Source organism: Oscillatoria sp. FACHB-1407, assembly GCF_014697545.1.
In the GTDB taxonomy this organism is placed as follows: domain Bacteria; phylum Cyanobacteriota; class Cyanobacteriia; order Elainellales; family Elainellaceae; genus FACHB-1407.
On the sequence record NZ_JACJSA010000001.1, the window covers coordinates 491,834 to 518,583 of the forward strand.

A 26,750-nucleotide genomic window follows, 5' to 3' on the forward strand; every position below is an offset into this window, starting at 1 on the left:
GCTCAACTTTGGAGGGAAACGGATTGAATCCCCTGGAAGTGGCTACGGCGTACACACAAGTCTTCTACTCTGACCAATGCTGGGGTTGATCCTCCCTAACCCTCCTTAAAAAGGAGGGAACCGGAGTCCCAAGTCCCCCTTTTAAGGGGAATTTAGGGGAATCGTGCAGAAGATTGTTATCTCAACCGAGATCTGTGTACACGTTAGCCAGAAATGGAGGAATTTAAGGAGGCAAGGGCGTACTCCTAACTGAATCACTTTCAACCGTTTCTACCTTAAAAGCATTACCAGTCACTGAAATGATCAATTATTCTGACATTCCCTCCCCCTGCTATGTATTGGAGGAGCAAAAGCTGATCCAGAATTTGGAGAAAATTGCAGCGGTGCAACAACAGGCAGGCATTACGGTGTTGCTGGCTTTAAAGGGGTTTGCCATGTTTAGTGCATTCCCCATCGTGAAACGCTATCTATCCGGTGCAGCGGCAAGCTCACTGTATGAGGCGATGCTGATTCGCGAGAAATTGGGAGGCAGCCTGCATCTATATCTCCCTGCCTACCGACCGGATGAGTTTGATCAACTGATTCAGGGGGCAAGCCACATCACCTTTAACTCGCTGACTCAGTGGGAGCACTATCGAGAAAAAACACGCTCTGCGGGACTATCACCCGGACTGCGAATCAATCCCGAATTCTCCCCTGTGATTCACGACATCTACAATCCCGCATCACCCTACTCGCGTCTAGGCGTTCGAGCCGAAAATTTGAGTGGCAAGCTGCCTGAGGGTATTGAGGGATTGCATTGTCACAACCTGTGCGAGAGCGATGCAGCGGATTTAGAAACTACTCTTGAACAAATTGAGAAACTCTTTGGGCATCACCTCCCGCAAATTCGCTGGTTGAATCTGGGCGGTGGACATCTGATGACCCGTCAGGGCTATGACATTGAGCACTTTATCCGAGTCATGACTCAATTCAAAGCTCGTTATCCCCATTTAGAGATCTACATCGAACCGAGTTCAGCGATCGCCTGGGAAACGGGATTTCTGCGAGCCACCGTGCTTGATTTAGTGGAAACACCGGGACCTGCGATCGCCATGTTGGATGTTTCGTTTACAGCCCACATGCCCGATTGCCTGGAAATGCCCTATAAACCGCGCATCCAAGGAGCACGTCAACCTCAAGATGGGGAACCCACCTATCGCATGGGTGGAGCAACCTGTTTGGCAGGCGATGTGATGGGCATGGGCGATTACGCTTTTGACAAGCCATTGCAAATCGGAGATGCGATCGTCTTTGAGGACATGATCCACTACACGATGGTCAAAACCTCAATGTTTAACGGTGTTCAGCATCCATCGATCGGTATCATTCGCCGTGACGGCACCTTTGAGTTAATTCGTCAGTTTAACTATGACGATTACAAACGACGATTGTCATAGTGTGCCTTCTCCTATAACCAGTTTCCAATCAATACGTAGGACGCCCAATGCACCGGATGTCTGTAATCGGCATCTTGCAGAAGCGACAATTGCGCTCGTCGCAAGGCTTCGGCTTTGGTGACGTTGGCTGTTGCTAACTCTTGATAGAACTGACTGATCAAGCGGGCACTCGATGCATCATCAATCGTCCAGAGAGAAGCGAGTGTGCTTCGGGCACCCGCCTGCACCGCAATGCCTGCCAGACCTAGAGTTGCTCGCTTGTCACCTGCGGCAGTTTCGCAGGCACTCAACACCAACAACTCGATCGCGACTGGGCGAGTTTCATCACTGGCACGCAATAGACTACTCAACTCATCAATCAGGATGCGTTTATCCCAGGCGAGGATAAAGGTGTCATCCAGGTTAGAGCTAAACTGCCCATGAGTTGCCAGATGAACGATGGGAAAGGGGACTGTGTTGATTTGGTCTTGCAATGCAGTGCTGGTAAAGGCTTGATTGAGCAAAATGCGACTGGGTAATTTGGCTTGAATTTGTTCTAGTTCAAGCCCTACATAATCCAATGGACTGAATCCATCCCGTTCTTCGGTCAACCCAGCCGCTAACACCTCCAGATTCTGTTGACGCAGAGGTTGAGGGTTCAAGAGTTGCAAACCGGGGGCGATCGCCACGGCATAGTTTTGAATTAAGTAGCCATTCCCCGTATGTAACGCTGCCATGGGCACATTTCGCAACGCTCCATCCAAGACAAACACCAACACCTTGACTTGATTTTGAGCCAACACCGATTCCATTGGGCGAATCATCCACTGATAAATCTGTTGCCCCAACTGTCTACCTTCAGGGGTGGTAAACGGTCGTTCCAGGGCCTGCCGAAATTGCTCGACTGTTGTTTCAATCTGCTCCTGAGACACCGCCGACGTGTAACGTTGCAGAGGTTGTTTTGGCAGACTCAAGATAATCTCTAGACGGTCTGGCAGAATGATCGGATAAATGACAGCCGCTTCAGTCTGATCGACCTGATCCAATGCAACAATTTGCCCTTCTAGACAGGCTGAGCGAAAGAAATTGGTCAGTTCTGCCAGTTGCAGCGACTCTATGACCTCGCGGGCTTGCTTTAGTTTGGTTCTCTCATCTCCATTCCCTTGCAGCAGTAGGTTGACATATTCTCGATAGACAGGTTCGACACTCTCTCGAAACGAAAATTGCACACTGGGGTCGATCGCCACTAAGTCACTGCGGAGGGTTTGCAGAGTTTCGTAGGCAGCTTTGTAGGCGATGATTGCCCGTTCTGGCTGGTTTTGAGCTTTGAGAATGCGCCCCAATTGCCATTGCCACTGATAAGCAATATCCGGAGTGTTATTTGCCTGGGCTAACAACAGGGCTTGCTCCGTCAGGCGTTGGGCGATCGCCCATTGCTGCGTTTGCTCATAGACTCCCGCCAGGTGCCCCTCAGCGTATGCCTCTGCCCGCACATCACCAAGGGTTTGAGCCTGTTGGGTTGCCAATGCTAACTGTTGTGCTGCCCTGGTGAATGCGGTAGTTGTATCAATGGATGCGGTTTCCTGCTGTCGGAGAGTCAGTCGAGTGAGGCTTTGAGCGTAGTTGATCCGAGCGTAAATGGTCGAGCGACTGATAGGTAACTGCTCTAGCTCTGGTGCAAGCTGAGTGGCGAGCGTCTCAGCCGCCGCGAATCGTTTTGTCTCCACTAGCAGACTGAGTTGATTCAACCGAGCCTGCACCGCCAACAGTGGAGATGCCTGACTTGCCCCCTGCTGATAAAAAGACAGAGCTGCATCCCAATCCTCCTGAGAACGTGCTGTGTTTCCCAGGCTAAACAAAATCAGACTGCGATTTTGAGAAGAGGCTTGCTGCGAACGTTCTAAACCCCGTTGCAACACGTCACGCGACTGATCCAGGTTGCCAATTAGCCGCAACACGTTGCCCAGACTGTTTAAGCCTGCTACTTGCAGATCGGGGTCAGTCTGTTGTTGCAGCGATCGCTCCACGTCGGTAAGGGTGCGTTGAGCCTGGAGATATAGCCCCAATGCCTGTTGGGCTTGAGCCTGATTAATTAAGGTGTTGATGCGATTGGTTTCATCTCCAGCCCTGGCATAGGCAGCGGTGGCTTGCTGCCAGGTGGTTAAAGCTTCCTCCTCCTGTCCCTGCGTGAAATAAAGGCTCCCTTGCGTGTTTAGCAGTTGAGCCAACGCCGCATCGTAGCGGAGGTCAGAACGACTGCCTCCAAAATTTTGCAACCCCTGTTGTCCCCGCTCGATCGCCTCAGTTGCCTGATCCAGTTGCCCCATCTGCTGGTGTGCCAGCGACAGATAGCTCAACAGCACCACCTGTTGCAAGGTATTGCCCTGATCTCCGCTAGCATCGACTGCCCCCGACCAAACTGCGATCGCCTCCGCAAACCGTCCGGCTCGATACAACTCTCGACCCTGGCTGATCTGTTGATTAATGGCTGCTACTGTCGCATTAGATAAAATAGTCGCATCGGATGAGATATCAGCAACCTCCACGGGTGCCGCAGACAGCGTCACACCGCTCGCCCAAGCTCCACTCAGCCCACCAAAGGCGATCGCTCCTACTAACACATAACCCAAAAGCCGCAACCACTTGCGTCTACGCAATATACCGTTCTTCACACCACCGAACCTATATCAACAACAGGACATCCCACCTACAACCATTATTTCAGGGTAAGGGTAGTGTGTCAGGCATCCCCCTGGTTCTCTTAGTGTTGTTGATCCAGAGACCAGGAATTCTGAGACGATAAGGAAGCAGGTAGGTAAATAGGTAGGTAATTCCATTCCATAAGGTGGGTTAATGCCAGGGTCTTACTGTTTTGTAACAGATTTACTTCACCCTCCTCTGGTTCAATCATTACCATTTACAGAAGTCGGCAGTCTTGCAAAGACCAAGAAGGGAGTAGCATAGAGTTTTTAGAGCTGATTTATGGCTACCGCCACTTCATTAAGGACAGAGGGGAAATGGGGGCACAGCCCCACACCCCCTTGTTTTATTTCCGAACCCTATCTGTGAATAGCAGTACTTAGAGCTTAAGATTGACTTGAATGAATTAGCTCTTAGACGCATTCCCTGGCTTAGATTCAATACTTAGTTGGGATTACAGTTGTAAGAGTAAGGATTCAGCAAAGTCATGGGTGAATTCTTTTAATTCCTTGTCTAACCCCTACACATAGCGAGGCCAAGAGCCTCCAACCACAGGACTTCTCTACCCAAAATTGCAAATCTCGAATCGGTATCAGATTCAGCCCAGACCTGTAGCTAGACGTGTTGCCTGTATCAGCTCATGCGCCATCGGCAAAACCTTATTGAACTCTTCTCAACCTTTGTACAGTTTGCTGGCGATCGCTTTGGTGGTTGGCTTGCGGACCCACGTCTAGAGCGCAGCATGAAAGCCAGCTTGCAGCAAGCCGCTACAACCGTTAGAGAGCTATCAGAAGGGATTTGGGCATTGCACTGGCATGAGCATTGGCGTAAAAATCCCACTGGATCTGCGGCTAACCACCTGTCTGCCTATCTGCAAGAATCGTGCTACTGGGCAGCCTATAAGATGATCAATCGCTTTACCAGCACGCCCTATAAGCTGTCCGATTGCTTTCAAATTGCGATCGCCGACCTGCCTAAAATTCTCAATCGCTTTAGTGCTGCTCAAGGGTCTAGCCTCAAAGCCTACGCCAGTGCTGCCTTTGGCACTGCCATTCGCGACACGCTGCGCCAACGCCAGGAAGCAGACATCTGTTCTGACTGGGGATTGCTCCGCAAGCTCAGCCAAAAACGATTTGCAGATGCATTAAGCAAGGCAGGGCTACCCAACCACAAGGTAGCTCAATACTCTCTCGCCTGGAACTGCTTTAAGACCATCTATGTGCCATCCAAGGGCACAGCAACTCGACAATTAAGCCGACCCGAACGGTCAACCTGGGAGGCGATCGCTGACCTTTACAACCGCGATCGCCTGCAACTCGAAGATCCTGGGCTTCCCTGTAGCCCTGAAGTGATGGAACAGTGGCTCAGTTTTTGTGCCGAACGGGCACGTGCCTATCTTTACCCGTCTGCCCTATCCCTCAATGCGCCCAAACCTGGACTCGATGAAGGAGAACTGCAAGATGATTTGCCTGACCCTATGGCGGATGCTCCCCTCAGTTTGCTGATTGCTGCCGAAGAAGCAGAGGTGCGCGACTCACAGCGATCGCAAATCAACACTGTGTTGCTCAATCAGTTAGAACAAATGGACACCCAGGCTCAACAGTTGTTGCAGCTTTACTACGGGGATGAACTGACCCAACAACAGATTGCTCAAGAGCTAGGAATCAAGCAATATGCGGTTTCTCGGCGTTTATCTAAAACCAGAGAAATATTATTGCTGGCATTGGCAAGTTGGAGCCAGCAAACCTTGCATATTTCTCTCAGTTCAGACGTAGTGAGCAATATGAACGATGTATTAGAAGAATGGTTGTACAGCTACTTTCACAACGCGCCACCATTCACCAAAGGAGTTTAGATGCTTTCGGGTTTTGAGACACCAATTCAACTTTGGTTAGAAATTCCGGCAACGGTGCAGTCCACTGCCTGGCAACAAAGCCAAGCTTTCTCTACCGCTGCAAGCCGATGGAACGCTTATCTGAATCAACTCTGTGTAGAAACGTTTCTGCACTGGTGGCGCGACACGGCTCAGTCGCAGTCGTGTGAAGCAGCTCAAATAGCCGATCCTTCAACATCGCCCGAATTATGGGAAGTGATGAATGGAGTAGCCCTAACCCTCGATCACACTCGTTTGGTGTTAATTCCATCCGAGGCGATTGACACGAGCGAACTGCGAACCCCCCAAGAATGGGTCGATATTCCCAGTTGGGCAGGCGACTATTACCTCGCTGCTCAAGTCAACCCGGACGAAGGTTGGATTCGATTTTGGGGTTATACCAGTCACCACCAAATTAAAGCCAATGCTCATTATGAAGCGGGCGATCGCACCTACACACTCCCTTCAGATGCGCTGATTGCCGATCTGAATGTGTTGTGGGTCATCCGTCAACTCAATGCCCAAGAGGTAACGCGAGGCGTATTACCACCGTTGCCCGAATTAACGATCGAACAAGCCGAACTGCTATTAGAACAACTCTCACCCAAAATTTCACAAGAAATGTCTATGCTTCAGTCGCCCCGGTTAATGGTTTCCTTCGAGCAATGGGGATCGCTGTTACAAAACGTAGAATGGCGATCGCGCTTACTCAGCCACTATCGCTCGACTCCGGCTATGGCTCCCCAGGCTGACACACCTGCCCTTGCTACTGTCAACACTTCTACCCCGGTACGCCTGAGCCAGTGGTTTCAGAATGTATTTGAAGCAGGCTGGGAATCGCTGGAATCGCTCTTTGGAGAAGCCAATCTGGCGTATAGTTTTCGGAGAACTGAAACCGCAGAAGGCATTCGGCGGGTTAAATTAGTGTCATTAGAAACGACGTTCCAACCGCAGTCAGCCGTATTGATGATCTCGCTGACTCCAGAAATCGACGGCAGGGTAGAAGTCCAGGTGCAACTACGCCCCACCCCAGGGGATGTGTATCTACCAGCAGATGTGTCGCTGCGGTTACTTTCAGTTGCATCTCAACCGTTACAATTTACGCGATCGCGCCAACAAGATAACTACATTCAACTCAAGCGATTTCGCTGTCTGCCAGGGTGGGAATTTATCGTGCAGATCGAGTTAAATGGAACCATTGTCACCGAACACTTTATTAGCTAGTGCCCTAGCTATCTCCAACACTACAACGCCAATACTATGGGGCAGTTAGTCGTCTTAAATTTGGGCAGAGGCAACTGGCAGCAGGGGTTTCCCTCTGTCATTGCTCAGCTTTGGGAGGCGGGTAGAGCACCCATGCAATTTACTGGCAGCTTACCCGCCGCGCCCGATTTAGAAAACCTCTATCGTCAGTGGCGATCGCTGTATGAAGCGTTGTATGCCGGGCTAAATTGGCGACAATCCCCTGCCGCACCTGTTCCAGAGATTGAAATCATTGAAGACGATGTCACCAACGTCTCAGAAACAGAGTTCTTCGCACTCTGTCGGGAACTTCAGGTGCGATTGAATGGCTGGTTAGATGCCAGAGAGTTTCGCAAGATCGATCGCAGCCTGCGAACTCGTCTACACCCCGGTGATGAAGTCCGACTGATTATCACGGCTGAAGACAACGGCGTGTTACGCCTGCCCTGGTGTCTGTGGCAATTTTTGGAGGATTACCCCAACGCGGAGATCGCCCTGAGCCCGTTTGAATATCGACGGTCAATCAAGTCCGACCTCCCTAGAACGAGCGATCGCGTCCGAATTCTGGCAGTTTTGGGTAACGCGCATGGCATTGATACTGAGCACGATCGCCAACTTTTAAAAGCACTGCCCCATGCGGAACTCAGCTTTTTAGTAGAGCCTGACCTGGCAACCCTGAACCAACACCTGTGGGGTTCCAGTTGGGATATTCTGTTTTTCGCCGGACATAGCTCCAGCCATCAAGGCGGACAGATGCAACTCAACGCCACCGAGAGCATCAGCATTGAGCAACTGCGCTATGGGCTTAAACAGGCGATCGCCAACGGGCTAAAACTCGCTATCTTCAACTCCTGTGATGGATTGGAATTGGCACACGACCTGGCTGACCTCCACATTCCCCAGGTGATCGTCATGCGGGAACCCGTCCCCGATCGGGTGGCGCAAGAGTTCCTCACATCAGTTTTACCTGCTTTCGCGAGTGGTCAGTCGCTCTACAAGGCGGTGCGCCAAGCCCGCGAACATCTCCAGACAATCGAGCATGACTTTCCCTGTGCCACCTGGCTTCCGGTGGTGTGCCAAAACCCTGCCGAGGAGCCTGTCTTCTGGAAGGACTGGTGTGTTCAACCCAGTCACCTCACACCCGCTACAACCCCCTGGCAACGCTGGACTAAATACCTACCCAGTCGTCGCCAAGTTTGGCAGGGACTGGCTGCCAGTCTTGCCATCACTGGGGCGGTGTTAGGGGTGCGCTGGATGGGTTGGTTAGAGCCGCTAGAGCTACGGGCATTAGACCACTTGCTGCAAGTTCGCCCCCATGAGGAACCTGATCCCCGCCTGTTGATCATCACGGTCGATGAGGCGGATATCCAGGCGCAGGGGCAAGATCAACGACGCAGTTCCCTATCGGATGCCACGCTCACTCGCCTTTTAGAAGAACTAGAACAGGCAGATGCCCAAGTGATTGGGCTGGACGTCTATCGCGATTTTCCGGTGGATGCCGATCAGCCCCAACTGGCAAACCAACTGCGGGAGAGCGATCGCCTCATTGCTGTGTGTAAGAGCCGAGATGCGGAGGTCGATTCCTTTGGCGTGGCTCCACCACCAGAAGTGCCTAAAACCCGTCTTGGCTTTAGCGATTTCCTCAAGGACGAGGATGGGGTGCTCCGACGGCACCTCCTCTCGATGACCCCCGACCCCCTCTCTCCCTGCGCCACGGCCTATTCCTTCAGCAGCCAAATTGCCTTTACCTACCTGCACGCAATGGGTATCTCGGCGCAGTTCACCCCAACCGGAAATCTCCAGATTGGTGAGACGGAGTTTCCTCGCCTGCGCGATCGCTCCGGTGGCTACCAAAGCATTGATGCAGGAGGGAATCAGATTCTATTGAATTACCGGGCTCTCCCTCATCCTGACAAAATTGGGGATCAAGTAACTCTGACTCAATTTCTGCAAAATCCGGCTCAACCCAATTCACTCCGGGGCAAAGTTGTCCTGATTGGAGTAACGGCTGTAAGTGCAGGAGACTATTGGGCAACGCCTTACGGGTCTGATGCCTTTCGAGAACTGTCAGGGGTATTCGTTCAGGCACATATGGTCAGCCAGATCCTCAGTGCAGTGCTAGATGGGCGATCGCTGTTGTGGGTCTGGTCAGGTTGGCAGGAGGGTCTATGGATTTTGGGCTGGGCACTGGTTGGAGGGGGGCTTGCGCTCTGTCTGTCTCCAAGACAGGTGGTGATTGGGGCGATCGGAGGGGGTGCGGTTCTATACGGAACTTGTGTTCTCCTGATCACTCAGGGAGGGTGGGTGCCTCTGATTCCAGCGGCTGTAGCATTCGCCACCACTACTGGTATGGTGGTCTACCTCAAGAACAAATCTTTCTCTACTTCAGGTCAATTCTCCGAAACGGGACACTTATCAGGTGTTTTACAAATCAGAAAATGATTCGTGCCGCTTGTTTTTCCAGCCATACAAGCTAATTACCAGACAGCGTCAGTATCTTTCAACCCATGACTGATTTTTCTGTTGTCCTATTCATGACTGCTCCGGTGATACTGACAATCATGACCATTTCTACATCAGGCATACAGGGGTTCCAACCCTTGTCTGGGGCGCAGATCCCATAACCCTCTGTCCTCGGCTTTGTGCGTAGCACTATGACGCTGATTCTTACAGACTTAGTCAGTTATTTGCGTTATCCTAATGTAGGCTCGTGTAAAAAAAATAACAGAAAAATATAAGTTCTCTATAGGTGAGTTAGAAAATAGATGTGCCAAATTAGGTGTTAGAGAGTCATTCCGACAACCCTGGAATTTCTTCTGGCACTAGAAATACAGGATTGCATCTGCTTTTTTAGCTCTTGTGAGAATCAAGCACACAAGAGATAACAATTCCGGAAACAATGTCTAATAGCTGCTTGGTCAATATTGGGTTTGGACCGATATTTGTTTGAAGTAACGCTCATGTATATGCTTAACAGGCTGCACTGATTCAAATTCGTCGATACCGATCCTCGAACCTAATTTCCATTTGCTAGAGGTCAACGATGCTTGCTATTCAGCCCCCATTTCACGTTATGCGCTCTGTTTGTAGCTTCGGTTTAATTTTGACGAGTTTGCTAACTGCCGTTGTTCAAAGTTCGGCTAGGGCAACCAGTGATCCCCTCAATCAGGAACAGGTTGTTTTCGTTGCACCTCAACCTCCCCTAGATCAGGGCGCACCCTCCGGCAGACGGCAAGGCGGAGCGAGTCGAGGTCCATGCCGCAATTACGAGACTTTGACTGCTTTGACCCCCGTCACCTCGGATGGCAAGGTTTGGGGCTTAACAACCCTCGATCGCCCCACCTTCTGGTTCCACATTCCCAATACCTTGACCGACGATGTTCCCGTCGAATTCGTTCTGCAAGATAGCGAAGATAATTACGTCTATCGCACCAGAGCCAGTGCGCTTGAAACGCAATCTGGTATCATCAGTGTCTCTCTGGACGCATCAGAACGGACGCTAGAAGTAGGCAAGACCTATCACTGGACGTTTTCAATTTACTGTGATGCGGCTCATCCTTCGGCATCCGTCTTTGTCAGAGGCTCCGTGCAACGCATCGCCCCTTCATCCGAGTTAGAACAGCAACTCAGCACCGCTACCCCATTACAGCAAGCCTCTGTGTATGCGGCTAATGGCATCTGGTATGAGGCGTTAACACTGCTGGCAACCTTGAAACAGCACAATCCGGGTGACTCGCGCACATCCACAGCCTGGACGGAGTTACTGGAGCAAGCAGATTTAGGGGCGATCGCCCCTGCTCCGATTGTGTCCTGTTGCACCTTTGACCAGATTCCAAGTTCCAACTAGTTAACCTGATCCCGAACTCACGTTGAATAGGCATCAGTTCATCGAGCCATGCTAGTCCCCTGGGGTTGGTGTGGCTCAATGGTTTCTAACACCTCGAATAATCGGGCTACTTTTTCCAAATCTTTGTCTCCGGGCGATCGCTCCACGCCACTCGAAAGATCGATGCCATCTGGGTTAACTTGCTTCAGAGCCTCTGCCACATTGGCTGGAGTGATGCCACCCGCCAGTAACCAGGGGCGATTGGGACGAAACGCTTTCAGGCTTGCCCAGTCTAACGTGGTGCCCGTCCCTCCTAATAAGTTGGGGTGATAGGCATCTAACAACAGCCCAGCAACCCAGGGTTGATAGCGATCGGCTTGCTGCAAATCTTGCCCTGTCCGAATTCGCAATGCTTTGATCAGGGACACCTGTGGCAGAGCAACTTGCAACTGAGCACAAAAGTCGGGAGATTCGCTGCCGTGTAGCTGGATGACATTGAGATCAGCGATCGCCACGACCCGTTTAATGTCTTCAATTGAGGCATTGGCAAATACCCCTACGCGATCGACCGATCGCCCATCCAATGCCTCAATTATTGTTTGAATCTGCTCAGGCGTGACAAACCGAGGCGACTGAGACACACACATAAACCCCAGAGCACTGGCTCCCAAATCCGCGATCGCCCTCCCTTGTTCAGGCTGGGTAATTCCACAAATCTTTACTTTCATTTACGGTTAATTACAAACATTTGTATTGCTCAAAGACGTTCTGGGTCAACCCAGAAATCGTTAGAAACTACATTTAACAGGGGCTATCAGAGTTTATACCAACGGCTTCAAGGAATAAGAGACTACATAGATTTGTATCAGTTTTGACGGTCTATGTTAACTCTTCAAACAAAACGTTGTTTAAAGCAAGCTACTTTTTATAATCCTTGTGATTTCTTTTCCATCGTTTATAGCAACCGTTTTAACAATTAAGACAGAAGGTTATGGGGATACCCCCAACCAGAGGTAGCCCTGCACCTCATCCTAATTAACTCTTCGATTGCTATAGCCACCATTCGTTAAAGTTAGGAGAATAAACCTTGATTCACTCTACTTTAGTACTTGCTGTCGCTTCCACCGCTACCTGGTCGCCCAAGGTTGCATTTATCATGATTGCCTGCAACCTGTTTGCGATCGCCATTGGCTACTATGCCATTCAAAAGCGGGGTGTGGGTCCTGCATTACCAGTAGAATTACCGGCTATGTTTACTGGGTTTGGCTTACCAGAATTGTTGGCAACGGCTAGTTTTGGACATTTGCTTGGGGCTGGATTCATTTTGGGTTTAGCTAACGCTGGGGTTATCTAGTCCAGGTTCCCAAATCCACCCTGTCGAGGTGACAGTGGTGAAGGTGTGAGAGCGGTGCTCTTAGGCCAATACAACATAAACCCATTTAAAGATACTCGAAGTGAGCAGAGGTGCGAGATTCTCGTGCCTCTTTATGTTTTGCAGATTAAACTTCTTAAAATATATAGCTTTGGTTAGAAAGCTGAGGACAAAGGCAATAACTCTATTACCTTACTGTTAACGTCACGACAAAACCTACCCCTACGCCTCCTACATTTGCCCCAAGAACCGTTTAGATTGGTATAACGTCAATCCGGGTTGCGGATCCGAGGCATAGTTGTTTCAAGCGTGTGAGAACCAGGCATTAGGGAAACCTCCCCCAACCCCCCTTGCAGAAGGTGTTTCGGTTCACCCACAGGCACGCTTCGCATCGGTTCCAAGTCCGGGTGTTTCTAATCGGGTCAAGCCCCTTTGACAAAGGCTCAAAGGTTCCCAAAGCTAGGGGATTTAGGGGTCTGAGAGGACTTGTGGTTATAACTGTAGCCCCATGGGCTTACTGAAGATGCTAGCCAAGCGGGCAATAAAGTAAATGTTGTGGAGCAGAGCACCATGAAACTGGGTTGGCGTATCGGTTCTATTTTTGGCATTCCGCTATTCATCGACATTTCATGGTTCTATATTCTGGCGTTGATTACCCTGTGGTATGGCGGTTGGGTATGGCGCGATCGCGATTGGAGTACCTCTGTCACATGGATAGCGGGGCTTGTGATGGCTCTACTGCTGTTTACATCCGCTGTGTTGCATGAACTGGGGCATAGCCTTGTGGCGCGATCGCACGGGATTCCAGTAAATTCGATTACCCTGTTCCTGTTTGGGGGCATCGCTGCCATCGACCAGGATGAATTTAAAACCCCCCATCAGACCTTTCAAGTGGCGATCGCTGGTCCCACGGTGAGTTTTGTGCTGTTTCTATTGTTCATTCTCACAGTGCGGTTGCTTGCCTTCTCGGATCCCACGGCTACTATTCTGGAGGAGTTGGCGTGGTTGAACCTGGTCTTGGCTCTGTTTAATATGATCCCCGGTCTTCCTCTGGATGGCGGGCAGGTGCTTAGAGCCGCTATTTGGCAGTTAACAGGGAATCACCTTAAGAGCATCCGCTGGGCAGCCAGAATTGGACAAGCCCTGGGCTGGATAGCAATCTTCTCTTGTGCAATTGGGTTTTTGACGTCTTCTAACCTTTGGTATCTGTGGATCGCGTTTTTGGGTTGGTTTGTGGTTCGCAATGCCACAACCTACATGCAAGTATCTGACCTGCAAGAGGCACTCATTCAGCTTCATGCCTCAACGGCTATGACCCGTGACTTTCGGGTGATTGATGCCCATTTAAGCATCAATGAATTCACTCAGAATTACCTGTCGCGGGAAACCGCCTCTCCTTTGTTTTTTGCTGTTTCGGATGGACGCTATCGCGGCATGATTGATGTGAATCAACTGCGCCATCTCGAAAAGAGCCACTGGGATAGCCCTGTAGAGGCGATCGCCCACCCCTTGAACGACATTCCCACCGTGACAGAAATGACCTCCCTGGCAATGGTCATCAACCTGCTAGAAACTCACCAATTGCGCTCTATTCCTGTGTTATCGTCCGCAGGCTCCATTGCAGGAGTGATTGATCGCGGAGATATCGTTCGAGCCGTGAGTGAACGCCTTAATATTGCGATTTCAGACACCACCATCACTCGTGTCAAGGACGATGACACGTATCCGCCCGGACTACCCCTCTCTTCGATCGCTAAGTCTCTCGCCAAATAGAACTCCCAATGGGATTGCCATCAGGAGGGAAAAACTGCTACATCTGTGTCTAATGAAATTTGTCTAATGAAAATTCAACTTAAGCCAGTTCGCTCAGCCCCAATATTTCATCCAAAATGCTATGAGATCTCAACCTGCGTCTATTCAACTCCGCTCTATTACGCGATCGCTGTGGTTTAAGATTCTTAACCTTGCTATTGTGCTTTCGGTTTGTAGCTGGGCGACAGAGGCGATCGCCCAAATCTATCAGCGTGGCGACGTTGGTGTGGAAGTCGAAGCCATTCAAAGTGCCCTTGGCATCCCAGTAGACGGCATCTATGGTGATCAAACGGAGTCGGCAGTCCTCCGGTTTCAGCTTGCCAATGGACTTGACGCAGATGGTATTGCTGGACCCCAAACTCTGAGAGCATTGGGTCTGGGCAGCTTAACTGGTCGAACTTTACCCCCTGTCCCAACAGTTCCCTACGATAACTTTTATGGATCTTCCGGCAACACTGTCGGTTTAAATGCCCCAATCGTCTCTACAACCAATCCCTATGTTGTCGTGATCCCTGGCATCAATGAGGCAGAACTGTTTCAAGCTCAACAGCTTGCTCCCGACGCTTACATCGTCCCTCGTGCTCGACGGGGAGCTTATATCCGAGCAGGGTCGTTTGCCCGCCGCTCAGAAGCAGAGAGCCTCTCGCGAGACTTGAGACGCTCTGGGTTAGATGCTCGTGTTGCCTATCGTCCTAGATAGCTGGGCTATCGATTTGCCAGACTGCAAAGCCAATCTCGAACCCAAGCTAACGCTAAGAAACTTGAATTCGGGATAAGGATTTCGGCGGTTAAAACCGCCGCTATCGGGGGCAAAATCAACCTGCGTCGGTTCGTCAAATCCTGCATTTTCTGGAGTCCGCGTCGGCGGACTTCGCTCGAGTAGCCGCGAATTCATTCGCCAATCTCGAACCCAACCTAACGCTAAGAAGATTTTCCAGGAACCAAAATATAGCTTTGGTCAGAAAGCTTAGGACAAAGGTTACGGCTCAAATCCTGATGCTGGGAAAGCTTCCTAGCTTGCCTCCACCTCATCGAATGTGGCTACGGTTATACCGTCAGGCGTTTCGCAAAATGTCCCTACCGAAGACCGATTGGTAGATTCTTTCTCAGCAATCTCCTAAACACTGGATGGCTCGTGTTCCACTACAAACACGTTGGAATAGAGATTGGCTATGATTTGCTTGCCCTGTTGAGTTAACTCCAGATAATGTAAGCCATCCTTAACGTAAGGATAGACCCCATTCCAATAAAACTTGGGGTAGTTTTTGCGCAAGTCTCCCGGATGACGATAGCCCAACGCCTTATTCACTCCGGTTTCTTCAAATTCATAAAACAGTGCCCCAATTTTTTTGAGATAGCGGGGGTCGCTCAATTGACCAATGAGATCAGATGCTCGCAGCAAACCTGCAAAATTCATTGTGTCCTGGTGGTCTTCCGCTTTGGGCACTGGAAAGCGAGTTAACTCAATGTTGGACTTTACAGTTTCAGCATTAATCAGGCTGTGTCCGCCAAACCGCTCATCGATAAACAATTTGGCGCGATCGACATGATAAGGGGTCAACGCCGCATCTGAGGAACCAGGCGGCAGGTTGATCATCTCACCCGCCTTGCCCGTTGCGTACCACCCTTCTCGGTCGTTGCGACAAACGCCTTTGACGTAACCAATGTCATGGCATACCAGGGAAATGATGAAGTGTAGCCAATCTTCACAAGACACTCCTCCTTCGCGGATATGTTTTCCTCGAAGTATCTCTTGACCGACTAGCGTTACCAAAATTGTGTGTTCAACATTGTGGTAGAGCGCATCGCTGTTGGCAATGTTCTCTAACGCCATTGACCCTACCCAACCAATGATGTCTTCATAGTTAGACTTCCAACCCCCATAGGTACGCTGGTAGCCGTCTTTGAGCTGTTTAACAAAAGCATCTATTAGCAGTTCAGTGGCGTTAAACATCCTAAAACTCACCTGTCGTCAACAGAAGCGGGCGATCGCGCAGAATATATCACTGACTATCATACTCAGGAAAACGTGTAAGAGAGGTTACTGAGGGTACTTAGCCAGCTTATCTTCATGATTGAAGTGCGCCTTGATCGGAATCTCAACAACAAATTCTGCCCCTTGATTAGGAGCGGAGCAACAATAGAGCTTACCACCGTGCTTTTCGACAACAATCTGGTAGCTGATTGACAACCCCAACCCGGTTCCCTGCCCGACAGGTTTGGTTGTAAAGAAGGGATCAAACAATTTAGAGCGGACTTGCTCGGTCATTCCTGCACCGTTGTCAATAATATGAATGGCGACCCAATCAGAGTTTAGAACCTCGGTACGAATACGAATCTGATATGGCAACGTCTCCGGTGATTGATGAACTTGCCTTTGCTGGCTCTGATGCAGTGCATCAATTGAATTGGTCAGCAAGTTCATAAACACTTGGTTGAGCTGTCCGGCATAGCATTGCACCAACGGCAACTGACCATATTCTCGAACCACTTCAATCACCGAATATCCCGGTTTGGCTCGTAATCGACTGTGCAAAATCATCAAGGTGCTATCAATACCCTCGTGAATATCCACTTCTTTGACCTCTGCCTCGTCAAGCCGAGAGAAAACCCGCAGAGACTTGACAATTTCTCGAATGCGATCGGCTCCAATTTGCATTGAATTCAATAGTTTTGGCAAATCTTCACGAATAAAATCAAGGTCGATCTCCTCAATCTGCGCTTCAATCTCAGGGAAAGCGTGGACGCAATGTTTCTCGCAAAAGTCAACCAGAGCTAACAAATCACGTGTGTATTGATGAGCGTGGCACAAATTACCGTGAATGAAGTTCACCGGGTTGTTGATTTCATGGGCAATCCCAGCAATCATCAAACCCAAACTCGACATCTTCTCTGTTTGAACTAGTTGGGCTTGCGTTTGTTGAAGATTGTGCAGAGCATCTTTGAGGGCAACGGTTCGCTCTTCAACCCGTTGTTCCAATGCTTCATTGGTTTTCTCCAGTTCTGTAAAAGACTCTCGCAGTTGCTTTGCCATGCGATTAAATGACTGCGCTAAAACGTTGAGTTCTCGGATGCCTTGAACCTCAACCGCTTGGTTTAAGTCGCCCAAGGCGATCGCACTACTAGCCGTGCTGAGTTTGCGAATTGGGGTTGTAATCCAGCGGGAGGCAACAATACTCATCAACGTTGCAAGCCCTAATGCAGCTAACGCCAACCCAATCGTTGTATTTGTATTAGCCTGATTAATTCCCTCCAGGTAGTTTGATTCTGGAATAACCGTCCCCACTACCCAATCTAAATATCCCACTGGGGCTAAAGAAATGAAGTATTTCTCTCCGAAGGGTCCATCCTGATACGTAAGAGTTCGTTCAGCGGTCACGCTGCTAATTGAGGCTTGATTCGTTCTTAGGGTCTGAACAGCAATTTGCAAATAGGAATTGTTTGTCTCTTCTAATCGCTTTAATCGAACCGTGTCATTAACAATAATGTAAGTTGTTTCCTGTGCATCTGACGTCGCAATTAATTCACTTTTAGAATTTGCAATAAAAATAATGCTTTTACCTTCTTGATCCAGCGTTTGAAGATACTGTGAGATTTGTTTTAACTCAAATGAAATATTAATGACACCAATAAACTTGCCTTGAAGCCTTAATGGCATTGACGAGCTAATTCCCGGTGTACGGGTAGCTCGAAACATGTAGACATCACTCCACGACAACTGATTCAGGTTTTGAGCTGCAATCTGATACCAGGGTTGTCTGGGGGAATAGTATTGATCGGTTATTTCTTGAGTGCCCATTACACGCAGTTCCGAGCTACCTTCTTGATAACTAACCGTTGTATTGGAAGATTGCTGAGTTTGAGGATTCCATTGACGGCTGATGACATTAATCTCGTCATCCTGAGTATTTTGAACTCCAAAATAATCCCCATTGCGATAGCCAAACTCAATCGCAGCAAAACTTGGGTTTGCCTCTAACAAACTCAAATAAAAGGCTTCTCTTTCCCTGGGGTTTTGGAGATTGACGAGATTGCGAGTGAATGCCCGTTGAATAATATTTTGAGTCGATGAAACATTACTAAAAATATTACCAACTTCTTGAAACGTACCCCTGGTTAACTCTTGATTAACTTGAGTAATAATGCTATCAACATTACGCTTTGATAGAATGAGCCAGGAAAAATGAACAACGCCAGCAGAAGCACTGATCGTAATCAAAATTGCCCCTATCAATGCTGCTCTCAACCCTAACGTCCTGCGCTGAGTTCTTGAAATATGCTGTTTGCGTGACGATGCAATCAGTCGCATGTGAGCTAAAAATTCTTGAGCTTCGACTACTCTAAGGACGAGGCAATTAAAAAATTTAGAGTCAGTTTTGTAGATGCCGGTTTGTAGATGCTAGAGCAAACGCAGATGACCGTGTAATTTACTCTATTCCTGCAAATTGATTCGCTTCCCGGATTAGTATGCCCTTTTGTATAAGTTTTCTATCAGGATTAATACACTTGAACTACTAATCAAACGCCTTTTAGGGCAGAAATGAGGCAGAAACGGCAGGCTAAGCAGTCGCGATCGCCCCAATCAATAGTTGCTACTGCAAAGGTTTCAGTAGATGCTATTCTTAGAATATTGCGGGTGTAGTTCAGTGGTAGAACGTCAGCTTCCCAAGCTGAATGTCGTGGGTTCGAGTCCCATCACCCGCTTATTTCCAGATCAAAGTATCTCAACGGGTATTTAATTCACACACCAGTCAGTAGAATTTTGATCGATAACAAGTTCAAACTGAGTGAATGTTTTCGTTAGACACAAACCAGTGTTTGAGTGATGAATTAATAACCGCAATTACAACATTAGAGCTACACTCAGATCTCAATAAGTATTTCACTTCCTTCAAATCGTGTGTGTTTAGAGAGCTTCTGTATGGAACACTAACACCTCCTGGAGAGAACCTGTATTAACAGGAAGAAGCCATTTACAGAGATAATAATCACACCCAACTCCCTTACCTGGCTGATTGACAAAAGTTCTGAAACCTCTGATATTCTATGTTGTGGCTGGCGAATTGAATTCGCGCTTATCCGATCGAAGTCTGCCTTCACGGACTCGATGCATCAAGGTTTTCTGTAACCCGCGTCGGCGGGTTTTGCTTCTATCGCTGCGATTTAAATCGCCAAGCATAAAAGATTTGTCAGAAGCCAGCATCCCTATTCCTAAGTTAGAGGAAGAAAAGCACTACTCATTTCACACTTGAAGTAGAGCTAGGGCAGAAGAGATGAGTAAAGACCCGGTAACTCTAGTGGGAATAGGTGTTGCGACAATTATCGCCGTTTGGTTTGGAGTGTCTATTTTCAACCCTAGACTCATTGGGCGAGCAGACTATGAAGAGTGCATTGGTGGGGCAGCTGATTCCGGCAACTTAACACCTGATTTATCCCAAGTCTGTAGCCATTTAAAGTAGCAGAATAACTCTTAGGTCTGCGGAGTCACGGTATCCCTCTTCAATCAATTTGAATGGAAAGTAGCCAAATTTCTCTTCCCTGGCTTGACAGTGGAACTTTGGTTGGGTCGAACGGCAGACAAAGACTCTGACTCTCCGCAGGAACCCTGCAAATCAACCCTTGCGCCTCCACAAATTTAACCTTGCCGACCTGTTATGCACTAGGTCTATAGTCAGTAGCTCTAACTAAAAGATGCTTTGCTCACCTATGTAGTGGGCTTATAGAAGTTCTACAAATCAAGAAAGCATTTTGTCAAGATATTCCCGCAATTTTTAATCTTGTCTTGTCAGTTCAGTCGATATATCAACTCTTATTCATTGCACATACTTTGTGATAAAAATAACGCCTATAGGTACATGAAATTACCCCAAGATTCTTGTTACAATCGTTACTCCAAACTTTTTACTTAAAGACTCATTTCAAAATATGAATCCTGACGAGTTTACTCAGTGCTTCAATCTGGCTAAAGCTCTTGGTCTAGTAGTGTCCAGCCGAAAAGTAGAAGGAGTGCTTTATGTCTACACAACGAATGGGATAGCCCGTTCTTGGGATAGTTTTATGGCTGAATATCCGTTGGAGAGGTTACAGTCTTTAGTTAGCCGAATGCAGCCTTACCATTAGAGTCAAATCTTCGTCAAGAGGTTAACGTTTGCAAGTTGTGGCATTCATCAGAGTGTCCAACATCAAGATGGGTTTTGAGATTTACTATACTTAAAACCCATCATTTATATTGATCTTTGTAGATACTTCAAACACATTACGAGAGGACACCACTTAAAGATGTACTCCTCCCCATTCAGTGCGATGCGCAACTAATTTTGAAATTATTATCCTTAACGAAAGTAATACTTTGAAGATAATGTTTCTGCAATGTGTGAGCTACACCACTCTCAGCAGAAACATTATCTTCTAAAGAAACTACCAACAATTCTCAACTCACACAATCGCGCTTAGACAATGTTTTGTCAGGTCCAATTGTGTTGCAAATTGTTGCGCTGTTGAGGTTAACGTTCTTCAAGGTGGCATTTTCTAAATTTGCACCCGTTAAGTTAACTACTAAAAGATTCGCATCACTAAGATCTGCTCCACTCAAATTCGCATCCTTAAAATTCACTGCCATTAGATCTGCCTTACTCAAATCAGCGTGGCTTAAGTTAGCGTTACTCAAGTTGACACCTCTTAAATCCTTGTGCCTTAAATCAGCCGTACTGAGATCGCATCCAATACATGAACGTTGTTCAAGGAGTTGCTTGACATGATCAGGGTTAGCCGCTTGAGCAGGTGTAATGAAACAAAAAAGGGTCAATAAAAAAGTAGCTGCTAGAGTAATAAGTCTCATACTTCCCTCCACTGACGATTTTCTGTTTAGAGAACCTCTTGCATGAATCGGTTTTGAGAGTGTGAATGGTTGCCTGGTTAGCCATACAACCACACACAAAAGTTTAATAATTAATTTTCCCCAAATCTCATAATTTTTGATCACCTGTAGTAGTCCTATTTGACTGATGAGAATGAGGGGGCGGAGGGACAATGCTCTCTTCCGGGAGACAAAGCCCCAATTCCTCTTTAACTTTCGTGCATGATTTAGGAGAGTCATAGTCACAGTTACCTTAGTTAAGACAAGGCACTCAACAGGACAGACGCGATTAATCGCAGTCCTCGGAGCAGGGCTCAAATTCAATGCTCTAATGGTTTTGGCGATCGCTATATCCCTCTTCTGTCACTCTCTTCGTAAACAAATCTCATACAAACCTCGTTTCCAAGCTCCTGCTTGGAAATAGAGTGACGGAGGCTCTGCCTCCTAAAGCAACGGTTCCATGGGTGCATCTAGTGATGGGGGAATTGAACCTGGCGAATGAATGCGCGGCTATCCGATCGAAGTCCGCCGACGCAGGCTGCGGTTTTGACCCAGGCAGAATCGGTCTGCCACCTTCTCTCAACATACAAGGCAGGTTTTGTTCTGGTAGCGTTCGACTGAGCTCACGCCGAAGTCTGCGGTTTTAACCGCCACTCCCCTAACCGTCAGATGCACCCAGCCTCCATGCGTACATTCCTAGCTAGAAGCTAGAAGGCTTTCAAAAAAATACTCTCCATCCAAAGTGATTAAAGAGGGATATAGCTTTGATCAGAAAACTTATACCAATTTGAATTGAAAAGGCGACGCATGCTTGTACGGGTTTGGCAGTGCCAAACCCCTCCGTAACTCTGATTTGTTCGCAAAACTCTTTAAATCGGTATTAGGACAAAGGCACTGGGTCAACCACTGATTATGAGGAGCTTTCTGCCTTGCCTTCGCCCCGTCGAATGTAACTACAGCTGTACTGTGTTGTTTAGTCTCATTGGATGCTCAATCAGTTTGGGTCAAAGGTTTGACCACACGATCGATCGCCGTTTGAACAAAAGCCTTGATGAACTCATCCCGGCGATTCAGTTGGAACTGCATCTGAACAGCTTCAGTAATGCCACCATCTCCCCATTCCTGGTTGCGGCGGAAGTATTCGATAAAACTTTTGCCTGCAATGCGAGTTAAATATGCAGCTGTCACTCCCTGAATGGCTCTGCCGATGACAAAGGTACCAATATTTGTTTGCAAAGCAATCGAAAAAAGCTCGATCGCCCCTCTGACAACTCCTAGACTGACCAGGGTTCTAGCCAGCGAAAATGCTAGTTCTTTACCTCGCTCAATGTTGAGTTCACAGCCATACACCTGACCTAGCTCCACCACCATTTGAGCGTTGACGGCTGCTGTTGCCAACAGATCAATTCCTGGCAAGGGAGTGACTGAAACCACACCCGCTCCGATCCACTGAAATCGATCGACAATCTTCTCGGCTTGCCGTAATCGTTGAGCATCTAGCAACCGACGCGCTTCTTCACCCAAGCGTTGCGATTGCAATAGGATGTTGTCTGCAATCAGGTCTTCACCTTCAAGTCGCAAAATGGCGGCAATCCGCCGCAGTAGCGGCAAGATATCGGGTTCTGGTTGAAAGCGATCGCCATTCTCTAAAACAACCACTTGAGGGTTTGCCGCGATCGCCACGACATCTTCAGCCGCAACAATTGACTGGACTCGTTGCCGTAATCGAGCCAAAATTGCCTCTCGATCAGCCTCCGTATATAAGTCAGATTTATTGAGAACGATGAGCGATCGTTTCCCAATTCTTACAAGCGATCGCAACGGCTCATATTCCGACTGACGCAAGTCGTTGTCCAAAACAAACAACAGTAAATCGGCTTCTGTTGCCAATTGACGGGCGAGTTGTTCTCGCTCAGTCCCTGCAACCCCTGTTTCTAAAATACCGGGGGTATCTGTGATCCAAATCTCTCGTTCCAATCCTCTTAACTGAAAGGAGTACGTTTCTCCGAGAGTGGTCGTTCCCATCGGTGCGCCCACTTGCCCGACCATACGTCCAACGATCGCATTCACGATTGACGTCTTACCCGCTGACCCAGTACCAAACACTAGCAAATGCAACGGTCCCTGAGATAGGATCGCCTGGATTTCACGCGAACGATCGAGCAATGCTTGCCGAACGACCTCATCTTGAATCTGGGCAACTTGCCGTTCTACGGCTCGCAGTGTTTCTGTAGCCGCATCTGTTTTTTCAACAAACGTTTTTGCGGGTTGTTTGCGACGGGGAGGACGCAAAAACAAAACGGCATAGTAAATTAAGCTTGCTATCAACGTCGTCAGGAGAGCTAACACAACTCCCAGGACTAGATTGGCCAACAGCGGCGAGACAAAAGAGAGACTGGCATATAGCCGAATCAGCACGTCAGCTAGCCACAGCAACGATCCCAACGCAAGGAGGATGCTGACAATAGTGACTAGAAGGCGCGATCGTGACATGAATGGATCTAGTTTCAATAGAACCATTGTAGAGACGATCTTCTAGAGATGATCTCATCGAGATGATCTCAAATCTCGTCATCCTGGTAAATTGCTCTGTTGGCGTTATCGCTACCTGATATGAGGCATAAAGAATTGGCATCGGCAACGAAGTGCCACGGCACCAGACCTCAAATTCCAAACAGCATTACCACCGACATTAAATCGGCTAGCAGTCACCATAAACTAGCAGCAATTTCGAGAACATCCTACAGGCTTCTCGAATTGCTGCTATGGTGACGTATTGCAATCAGGTATGGCGATTAAAAAGCCTAAGCTCTGGGAGCACCACCGCCACTCTTAGAACCGCGATAATTTTCACGAGGCTTAGCTTTATTGACTCGAATCTCTCGACCAAGCCATTCAGCCCCATCGAGGTCGGCGATCGCCTCATCCTCTTTCGATTCATCCTCCATTTCGACAAAAGCAAAACCTCGTTTTCTGCCTGTTTCCCGATCCGTAGGGAGGCTTACTCGACTGACTTTGCCATACTCGGCAAAAACTTCGCGCAAATCCTCTTCGGTAGCCTGAAAAGACAGGTTGCCAACGTAAATAGTCACGATCCTCTCCAAACCAAATTTGATGTAGGGGCGAGTTAGGCAGTACCCTTGGGAACGTTAATAAAACATTCCTCAGGCTATTACCAAACTTTACTTCGCTGTGATCATAGCTGATCTTCTGACAAATGGCAGTAGCATATCAACCAAACAGGCATGTGCTTTTCTAAAGCTTTTCATAGATTTACATAACCATTAGAATTTGCCTGTTTAATTGAGTTTTTTACGTCATTTATAAGTGTTTTATCGCACAATTTCACCCATATAGTTACCCCAAAGTTCAGCCGCTTGAGCACTTGCCCCTGACGTTGGGGTATTGTCATCATTTCCAAACCATATTCCAGTAACAATGTTGCGATTGGGAATATAGCCAACAAACCAGAGGTCGCGATTATCGTTATTGGTCCCTGTTTTACCCGCCTCACCCAGGCCCAGATAGGCGTTACGCCCTGTGCCATTGCGGATGACTCCCTGAAGCAGGTCAGTCATAGTGCCTGCAATTCTTGCATCTAAGACAGGAACATTGATTTGGGGGTCGGTCGCGATATCGTAAATTACTCGACAGGTTTCAGGGTTATTGGGGTCAGTGCAGTCGCTGCTGTCCAAAATTCGATTAATTGCATGGGGACGGTTCCAGTTGCCGTTGTTGGCTAGCGTTCCGTAGGCTCCAGTCAACTCCAGTAGGGTCACTTCGCTCTGCCCTAATACGAGTCCGGGCACCGGATTGAGTTCAGATTGAATGCCCATCCGATCAGCCATATTGACAACCTGATTTAGCCCCACATCTTGAGCCACTCTCAACGCAACCACGTTTTCTGAAAGAGCTAGACCCGTGTCTACATCCATACTGCTGACTCTGGAGCGGCACCCCTCAAACACCTGTCCACCCCACTCCAGGTCATCGCAGGAGTAGGATCGACCCGGAGAGATGCCCTGCTCGATCGCCGCTGTGAAGGCAAACACCTTAAACGTCGAACCGGGTTGGCGTAGAGCCTGGGTTGCTCGATTAAACTGGCTCTCCTGAAAGTTGTATCCCCCCACCAGGGAGAGCACACCCCCTGTGCTGGAGTCGAGTGTCACCAACGCTCCTTGCGAGAACCCAGCAGCGGCTCCATTATTGTCGATCGCCGCTTGTAGAGAAGTCTCTGCGGTCGTTTGAAAGCGAGGCTCTAGCGTACTTTCAACAATGAAATTGCCCTCTTGAGCAAGCTCCTCCCCCAATAGCGTTTCTAACTCGTCAAAGACGTAGCTATAAAAGTAGGGAGCAATCGTGCTGCGCAATTCTTCAACAGCAGCAGGGTTAATTTCAATGCGCGATCGCCTTGCCCGTTGTGCCTCTTGAGCCGTGATCATGCCCTGTGCTGCCATACGGTTGATAATGCGATCCCGTAGCTCTACTGCCGTGTCGTAGTCTTGCACCGGGTTAAAGGCATTGGGAGCAGGTAGAATACCCACCAGCGTCGCCGCCTCAGAAATCGATAAATCACGTGCTGACTTACCAAAATAGAACTGTGCTGCATCCTCAAACCCATAGGTACCATTACCCAGATAGACACGGTTGAGATACATCAATAGCAAATAGTTCTTGCTGTAATAGGTTTCTAGCTTGAGAGCGACAACTGCTTCCCGCAGCTTGCGCCCCGCTGAATCTTCGGTGCCAACATACTCCCGAAAAATACTCCGTGCCAATTGCTGGCTGATAGTGCTTCCACCTTCCCGGATCTCACCCCCTCGAATATTGGTCACCAGGGCACGCAAGATACCAATCGGATCAATGCCCAGGTGCCAGTAATAACGAGAGTCTTCAGAGGCAAGCACTGCCTGAGGCAAATAAGGGGAGAAATCTGATAACCGTTGCATCTCAATATGGGCACGGTTGCGCGGCTCACGTAATGGAGTCTGGCGATCGCGTGCATAGACCACCACCGGACCTTGAACCGATTCTGGCAACGGATACACCGAAAAGCGTTGCCCCTGCACCCCCACCCAGAGCCCCACCAGAGCACTCACCCCGGTAAAACCATACAGCCCATACCGAAAAACCTTGGCATACCAGGGAGGTGGATCGACGTACCGCAACTGCACAGAAGCTGCCAACTCCGGCGGTCCTAAAGTCAACACATCTCCGTGTCGTAGCTCCAGGGTATTGAGGCGGCGTTTGCCACGGTAGATGCCATTGGTGGAATTTTCGTCCTTGATTAAAAAGGGAGTATTCCGTCCTCCCATGCGCGTCAGGGAGAGGTGAACCTGACTGACAACGGGATTTCGCACCACAATGTCACAGGATTTAGAACTGCGCCCCAACACATATCGCTCTCCCAAAAGCGGATAGGTTTCTGCTTTAGGTGACTCTGCCTCTTGCACCAACAGTTCTGGCACTCTCGCATTAGGCTTGAGAATCAGTTTTGAGAAGTTGATCTTTGCCTGAACCGTTTGAACAGCCTGGGTAATGACGTTCAACAGAGTTTTGGGTTGATTAGGGGGTTGAGGAGGCGTTTGGGGTGGGGTCATGTACAGTTAGCGCAGAGCTATACAGAGAAAGGCAACACTCAGTTGTACTTG

General features: G+C 48.7%; 19 protein-coding genes and 1 tRNA gene. 11 read left to right on the forward strand and 9 right to left on the reverse strand.

Annotated elements, in window-relative coordinates:
• Positions 1-299: 299 nt before the first annotated feature.
• Positions 300-1,439: a carboxynorspermidine decarboxylase gene (nspC, locus tag H6G89_RS01890; RefSeq protein ID WP_190503570.1), complete on the forward strand. Its 1,140-nt coding sequence runs from the start codon at positions 300-302 to the stop codon at positions 1,437-1,439.
• Positions 1,440-1,450: 11 nt separating this feature from the next.
• On the opposite strand, the gene H6G89_RS01895 is transcribed toward nspC, so the two are convergent.
• Positions 1,451-4,090 carry a CHAT domain-containing protein gene (locus H6G89_RS01895; RefSeq protein WP_309229507.1) on the reverse strand — a complete coding sequence of 880 codons (2,640 nt, stop codon included), beginning with the start codon at positions 4,088-4,090 and terminating at the stop codon, positions 1,451-1,453.
• 668 nt (positions 4,091-4,758) lie between these two features.
• On the opposite strand from H6G89_RS01895, the gene H6G89_RS01900 reads away from it, so the two are divergent.
• The 4 genes from H6G89_RS01900 to H6G89_RS01915 all read left to right on the forward strand — a co-directional run bounded on the left by H6G89_RS01900 (position 4,759) and on the right by H6G89_RS01915 (position 11,080).
• Positions 4,759-5,973 carry a sigma-70 family RNA polymerase sigma factor gene (locus H6G89_RS01900; RefSeq protein WP_190503571.1) on the forward strand — a complete coding sequence of 405 codons (1,215 nt, stop codon included), beginning with the start codon at positions 4,759-4,761 and terminating at the stop codon, positions 5,971-5,973.
• A complete protein-coding gene (locus H6G89_RS01905) occupies positions 5,974-7,215 on the forward strand; it encodes a DUF1822 family protein (protein WP_190503572.1) in 1,242 nt (413 codons plus the stop codon).
• A gap of 36 nt (positions 7,216-7,251) precedes the next feature.
• On the forward strand, positions 7,252-9,675 hold the full coding sequence (locus tag H6G89_RS01910) for a CHASE2 domain-containing protein (protein WP_190503573.1): 2,424 nt from the start codon (positions 7,252-7,254) through the stop codon (positions 9,673-9,675).
• A gap of 601 nt (positions 9,676-10,276) precedes the next feature.
• The gene (locus H6G89_RS01915) at positions 10,277-11,080 is read left to right on the forward strand and encodes a DUF928 domain-containing protein (RefSeq protein WP_190503574.1); all 804 of its coding nucleotides are present in this window, start codon (positions 10,277-10,279) and stop codon (positions 11,078-11,080) included.
• A 38-nt stretch (positions 11,081-11,118) separates the two neighbouring features.
• Here H6G89_RS01915 and H6G89_RS01920 read toward each other — a convergent pair whose 3' ends face one another.
• Positions 11,119-11,787 (reverse strand): phosphoribosylanthranilate isomerase, encoded by a 669-nt coding sequence (locus H6G89_RS01920; protein ID WP_190503575.1) that lies wholly within the window; start codon positions 11,785-11,787, stop codon positions 11,119-11,121.
• Positions 11,788-12,146: 359 nt separating this feature from the next.
• Between H6G89_RS01920 and psaK the strand changes: the two genes are divergently transcribed.
• From psaK to H6G89_RS36090, 3 genes are all read left to right on the forward strand, one after another.
• A complete protein-coding gene (psaK, locus tag H6G89_RS01925; RefSeq protein ID WP_190503576.1) occupies positions 12,147-12,413 on the forward strand; it encodes a photosystem I reaction center subunit PsaK in 267 nt (88 codons plus the stop codon).
• Between the two features lie 588 nt (positions 12,414-13,001).
• Positions 13,002-14,204 (forward strand): site-2 protease family protein, encoded by a 1,203-nt coding sequence (locus H6G89_RS01930; protein WP_190503577.1) that lies wholly within the window; start codon positions 13,002-13,004, stop codon positions 14,202-14,204.
• A 121-nt stretch (positions 14,205-14,325) separates the two neighbouring features.
• Positions 14,326-14,943 carry a peptidoglycan-binding domain-containing protein gene (locus H6G89_RS36090; protein ID WP_190503578.1) on the forward strand — a complete coding sequence of 206 codons (618 nt, stop codon included), beginning with the start codon at positions 14,326-14,328 and terminating at the stop codon, positions 14,941-14,943.
• On the opposite strand, the gene H6G89_RS01940 is transcribed toward H6G89_RS36090, so the two are convergent.
• Positions 14,911-15,138, reverse strand: coding sequence for a hypothetical protein (locus tag H6G89_RS01940; RefSeq protein ID WP_190503579.1), 228 nt, complete (start codon positions 15,136-15,138; stop codon positions 14,911-14,913). The two genes, H6G89_RS36090 and H6G89_RS01940, sit on opposite strands and share 33 nt — an antisense overlap.
• Before the next feature lie 59 nt (positions 15,139-15,197).
• Here H6G89_RS01940 and H6G89_RS01945 point away from each other — a divergent pair, with 59 nt between their 5' ends.
• Positions 15,198-15,341 (forward strand): hypothetical protein, encoded by a 144-nt coding sequence (locus H6G89_RS01945; RefSeq protein WP_190503580.1) that lies wholly within the window; start codon positions 15,198-15,200, stop codon positions 15,339-15,341.
• Positions 15,342-15,360: 19 nt separating this feature from the next.
• On the opposite strand, the gene H6G89_RS01950 is transcribed toward H6G89_RS01945, so the two are convergent.
• Together H6G89_RS01950 and H6G89_RS01955 are read right to left on the reverse strand one after the other, a co-directional pair.
• A complete protein-coding gene (locus H6G89_RS01950; protein ID WP_190503581.1) occupies positions 15,361-16,197 on the reverse strand; it encodes an Npun_R2479 family HD domain-containing metalloprotein in 837 nt (278 codons plus the stop codon).
• Between the two features lie 87 nt (positions 16,198-16,284).
• Entirely contained in the window at positions 16,285-18,552 is a 2,268-nt protein-coding gene (locus H6G89_RS01955; protein WP_190503582.1) for an ATP-binding protein, read from the reverse strand.
• A 323-nt stretch (positions 18,553-18,875) separates the two neighbouring features.
• On the opposite strand from H6G89_RS01955, the gene H6G89_RS01960 reads away from it, so the two are divergent.
• Positions 18,876-18,947 (forward strand) — tRNA-Gly (locus H6G89_RS01960).
• 1,726 nt (positions 18,948-20,673) lie between these two features.
• On the opposite strand, the gene H6G89_RS01965 is transcribed toward H6G89_RS01960, so the two are convergent.
• Complete coding sequence (locus tag H6G89_RS01965) at positions 20,674-21,225, reverse strand: pentapeptide repeat-containing protein (RefSeq protein ID WP_190503583.1); 552 nt, start codon at positions 21,223-21,225, stop codon at positions 20,674-20,676.
• Positions 21,226-21,597: 372 nt separating this feature from the next.
• Here H6G89_RS01965 and H6G89_RS35505 point away from each other — a divergent pair, with 372 nt between their 5' ends.
• Positions 21,598-21,720, forward strand: a complete 123-nt coding sequence (locus tag H6G89_RS35505; protein WP_255519337.1) for a hypothetical protein — start codon at positions 21,598-21,600, stop codon at positions 21,718-21,720.
• 369 nt (positions 21,721-22,089) lie between these two features.
• Here H6G89_RS35505 and H6G89_RS01970 read toward each other — a convergent pair whose 3' ends face one another.
• The 3 genes from H6G89_RS01970 to H6G89_RS01980 form a co-directional block, all read right to left on the reverse strand.
• Complete coding sequence (locus H6G89_RS01970) at positions 22,090-23,592, reverse strand: YcjF family protein (protein WP_190503584.1); 1,503 nt, start codon at positions 23,590-23,592, stop codon at positions 22,090-22,092.
• Positions 23,593-23,903: 311 nt separating this feature from the next.
• The gene (locus H6G89_RS01975) at positions 23,904-24,191 is read right to left on the reverse strand and encodes an RNA recognition motif domain-containing protein (RefSeq protein ID WP_190503585.1); all 288 of its coding nucleotides are present in this window, start codon (positions 24,189-24,191) and stop codon (positions 23,904-23,906) included.
• A gap of 240 nt (positions 24,192-24,431) precedes the next feature.
• Entirely contained in the window at positions 24,432-26,699 is a 2,268-nt protein-coding gene (locus H6G89_RS01980) for a transglycosylase domain-containing protein (RefSeq protein WP_190503586.1), read from the reverse strand.
• Between the last annotated feature and the right edge of the window lie 51 nt (positions 26,700-26,750).

Bases quoted from the DNA above. Each gene is read 5' to 3' on its own strand.
- nspC (WP_190503570.1), top strand. From the start codon at position 300: ATGATCAATTATTCTGACATTCCCTCCCCCTGCTATGTATTGGAGGAG.
- H6G89_RS01900 (WP_190503571.1), top strand. From the start codon at position 4,759: ATGCGCCATCGGCAAAACCTTATTGAACTCTTCTCAACCTTTGTACAG.
- H6G89_RS01905 (WP_190503572.1), top strand. From the start codon at position 5,974: ATGCTTTCGGGTTTTGAGACACCAATTCAACTTTGGTTAGAAATTCCG.
- H6G89_RS01910 (WP_190503573.1), top strand. From the start codon at position 7,252: ATGGGGCAGTTAGTCGTCTTAAATTTGGGCAGAGGCAACTGGCAGCAG.
- H6G89_RS01915 (WP_190503574.1), top strand. From the start codon at position 10,277: ATGCTTGCTATTCAGCCCCCATTTCACGTTATGCGCTCTGTTTGTAGC.
- H6G89_RS01920 (WP_190503575.1), bottom strand. From the start codon at position 11,787: ATGAAAGTAAAGATTTGTGGAATTACCCAGCCTGAACAAGGGAGGGCG.
- H6G89_RS01930 (WP_190503577.1), top strand. From the start codon at position 13,002: ATGAAACTGGGTTGGCGTATCGGTTCTATTTTTGGCATTCCGCTATTC.
- H6G89_RS36090 (WP_190503578.1), top strand. From the start codon at position 14,326: ATGAGATCTCAACCTGCGTCTATTCAACTCCGCTCTATTACGCGATCG.
- H6G89_RS01940 (WP_190503579.1), bottom strand. From the start codon at position 15,138: ATGAATTCGCGGCTACTCGAGCGAAGTCCGCCGACGCGGACTCCAGAA.
- H6G89_RS01950 (WP_190503581.1), bottom strand. From the start codon at position 16,197: ATGTTTAACGCCACTGAACTGCTAATAGATGCTTTTGTTAAACAGCTC.
- H6G89_RS01955 (WP_190503582.1), bottom strand. From the start codon at position 18,552: ATGCGACTGATTGCATCGTCACGCAAACAGCATATTTCAAGAACTCAG.
- H6G89_RS35505 (WP_255519337.1), top strand. From the start codon at position 21,598: ATGAATGCGCGGCTATCCGATCGAAGTCCGCCGACGCAGGCTGCGGTT.
- H6G89_RS01970 (WP_190503584.1), bottom strand. From the start codon at position 23,592: ATGTCACGATCGCGCCTTCTAGTCACTATTGTCAGCATCCTCCTTGCG.
- H6G89_RS01980 (WP_190503586.1), bottom strand. From the start codon at position 26,699: ATGACCCCACCCCAAACGCCTCCTCAACCCCCTAATCAACCCAAAACT.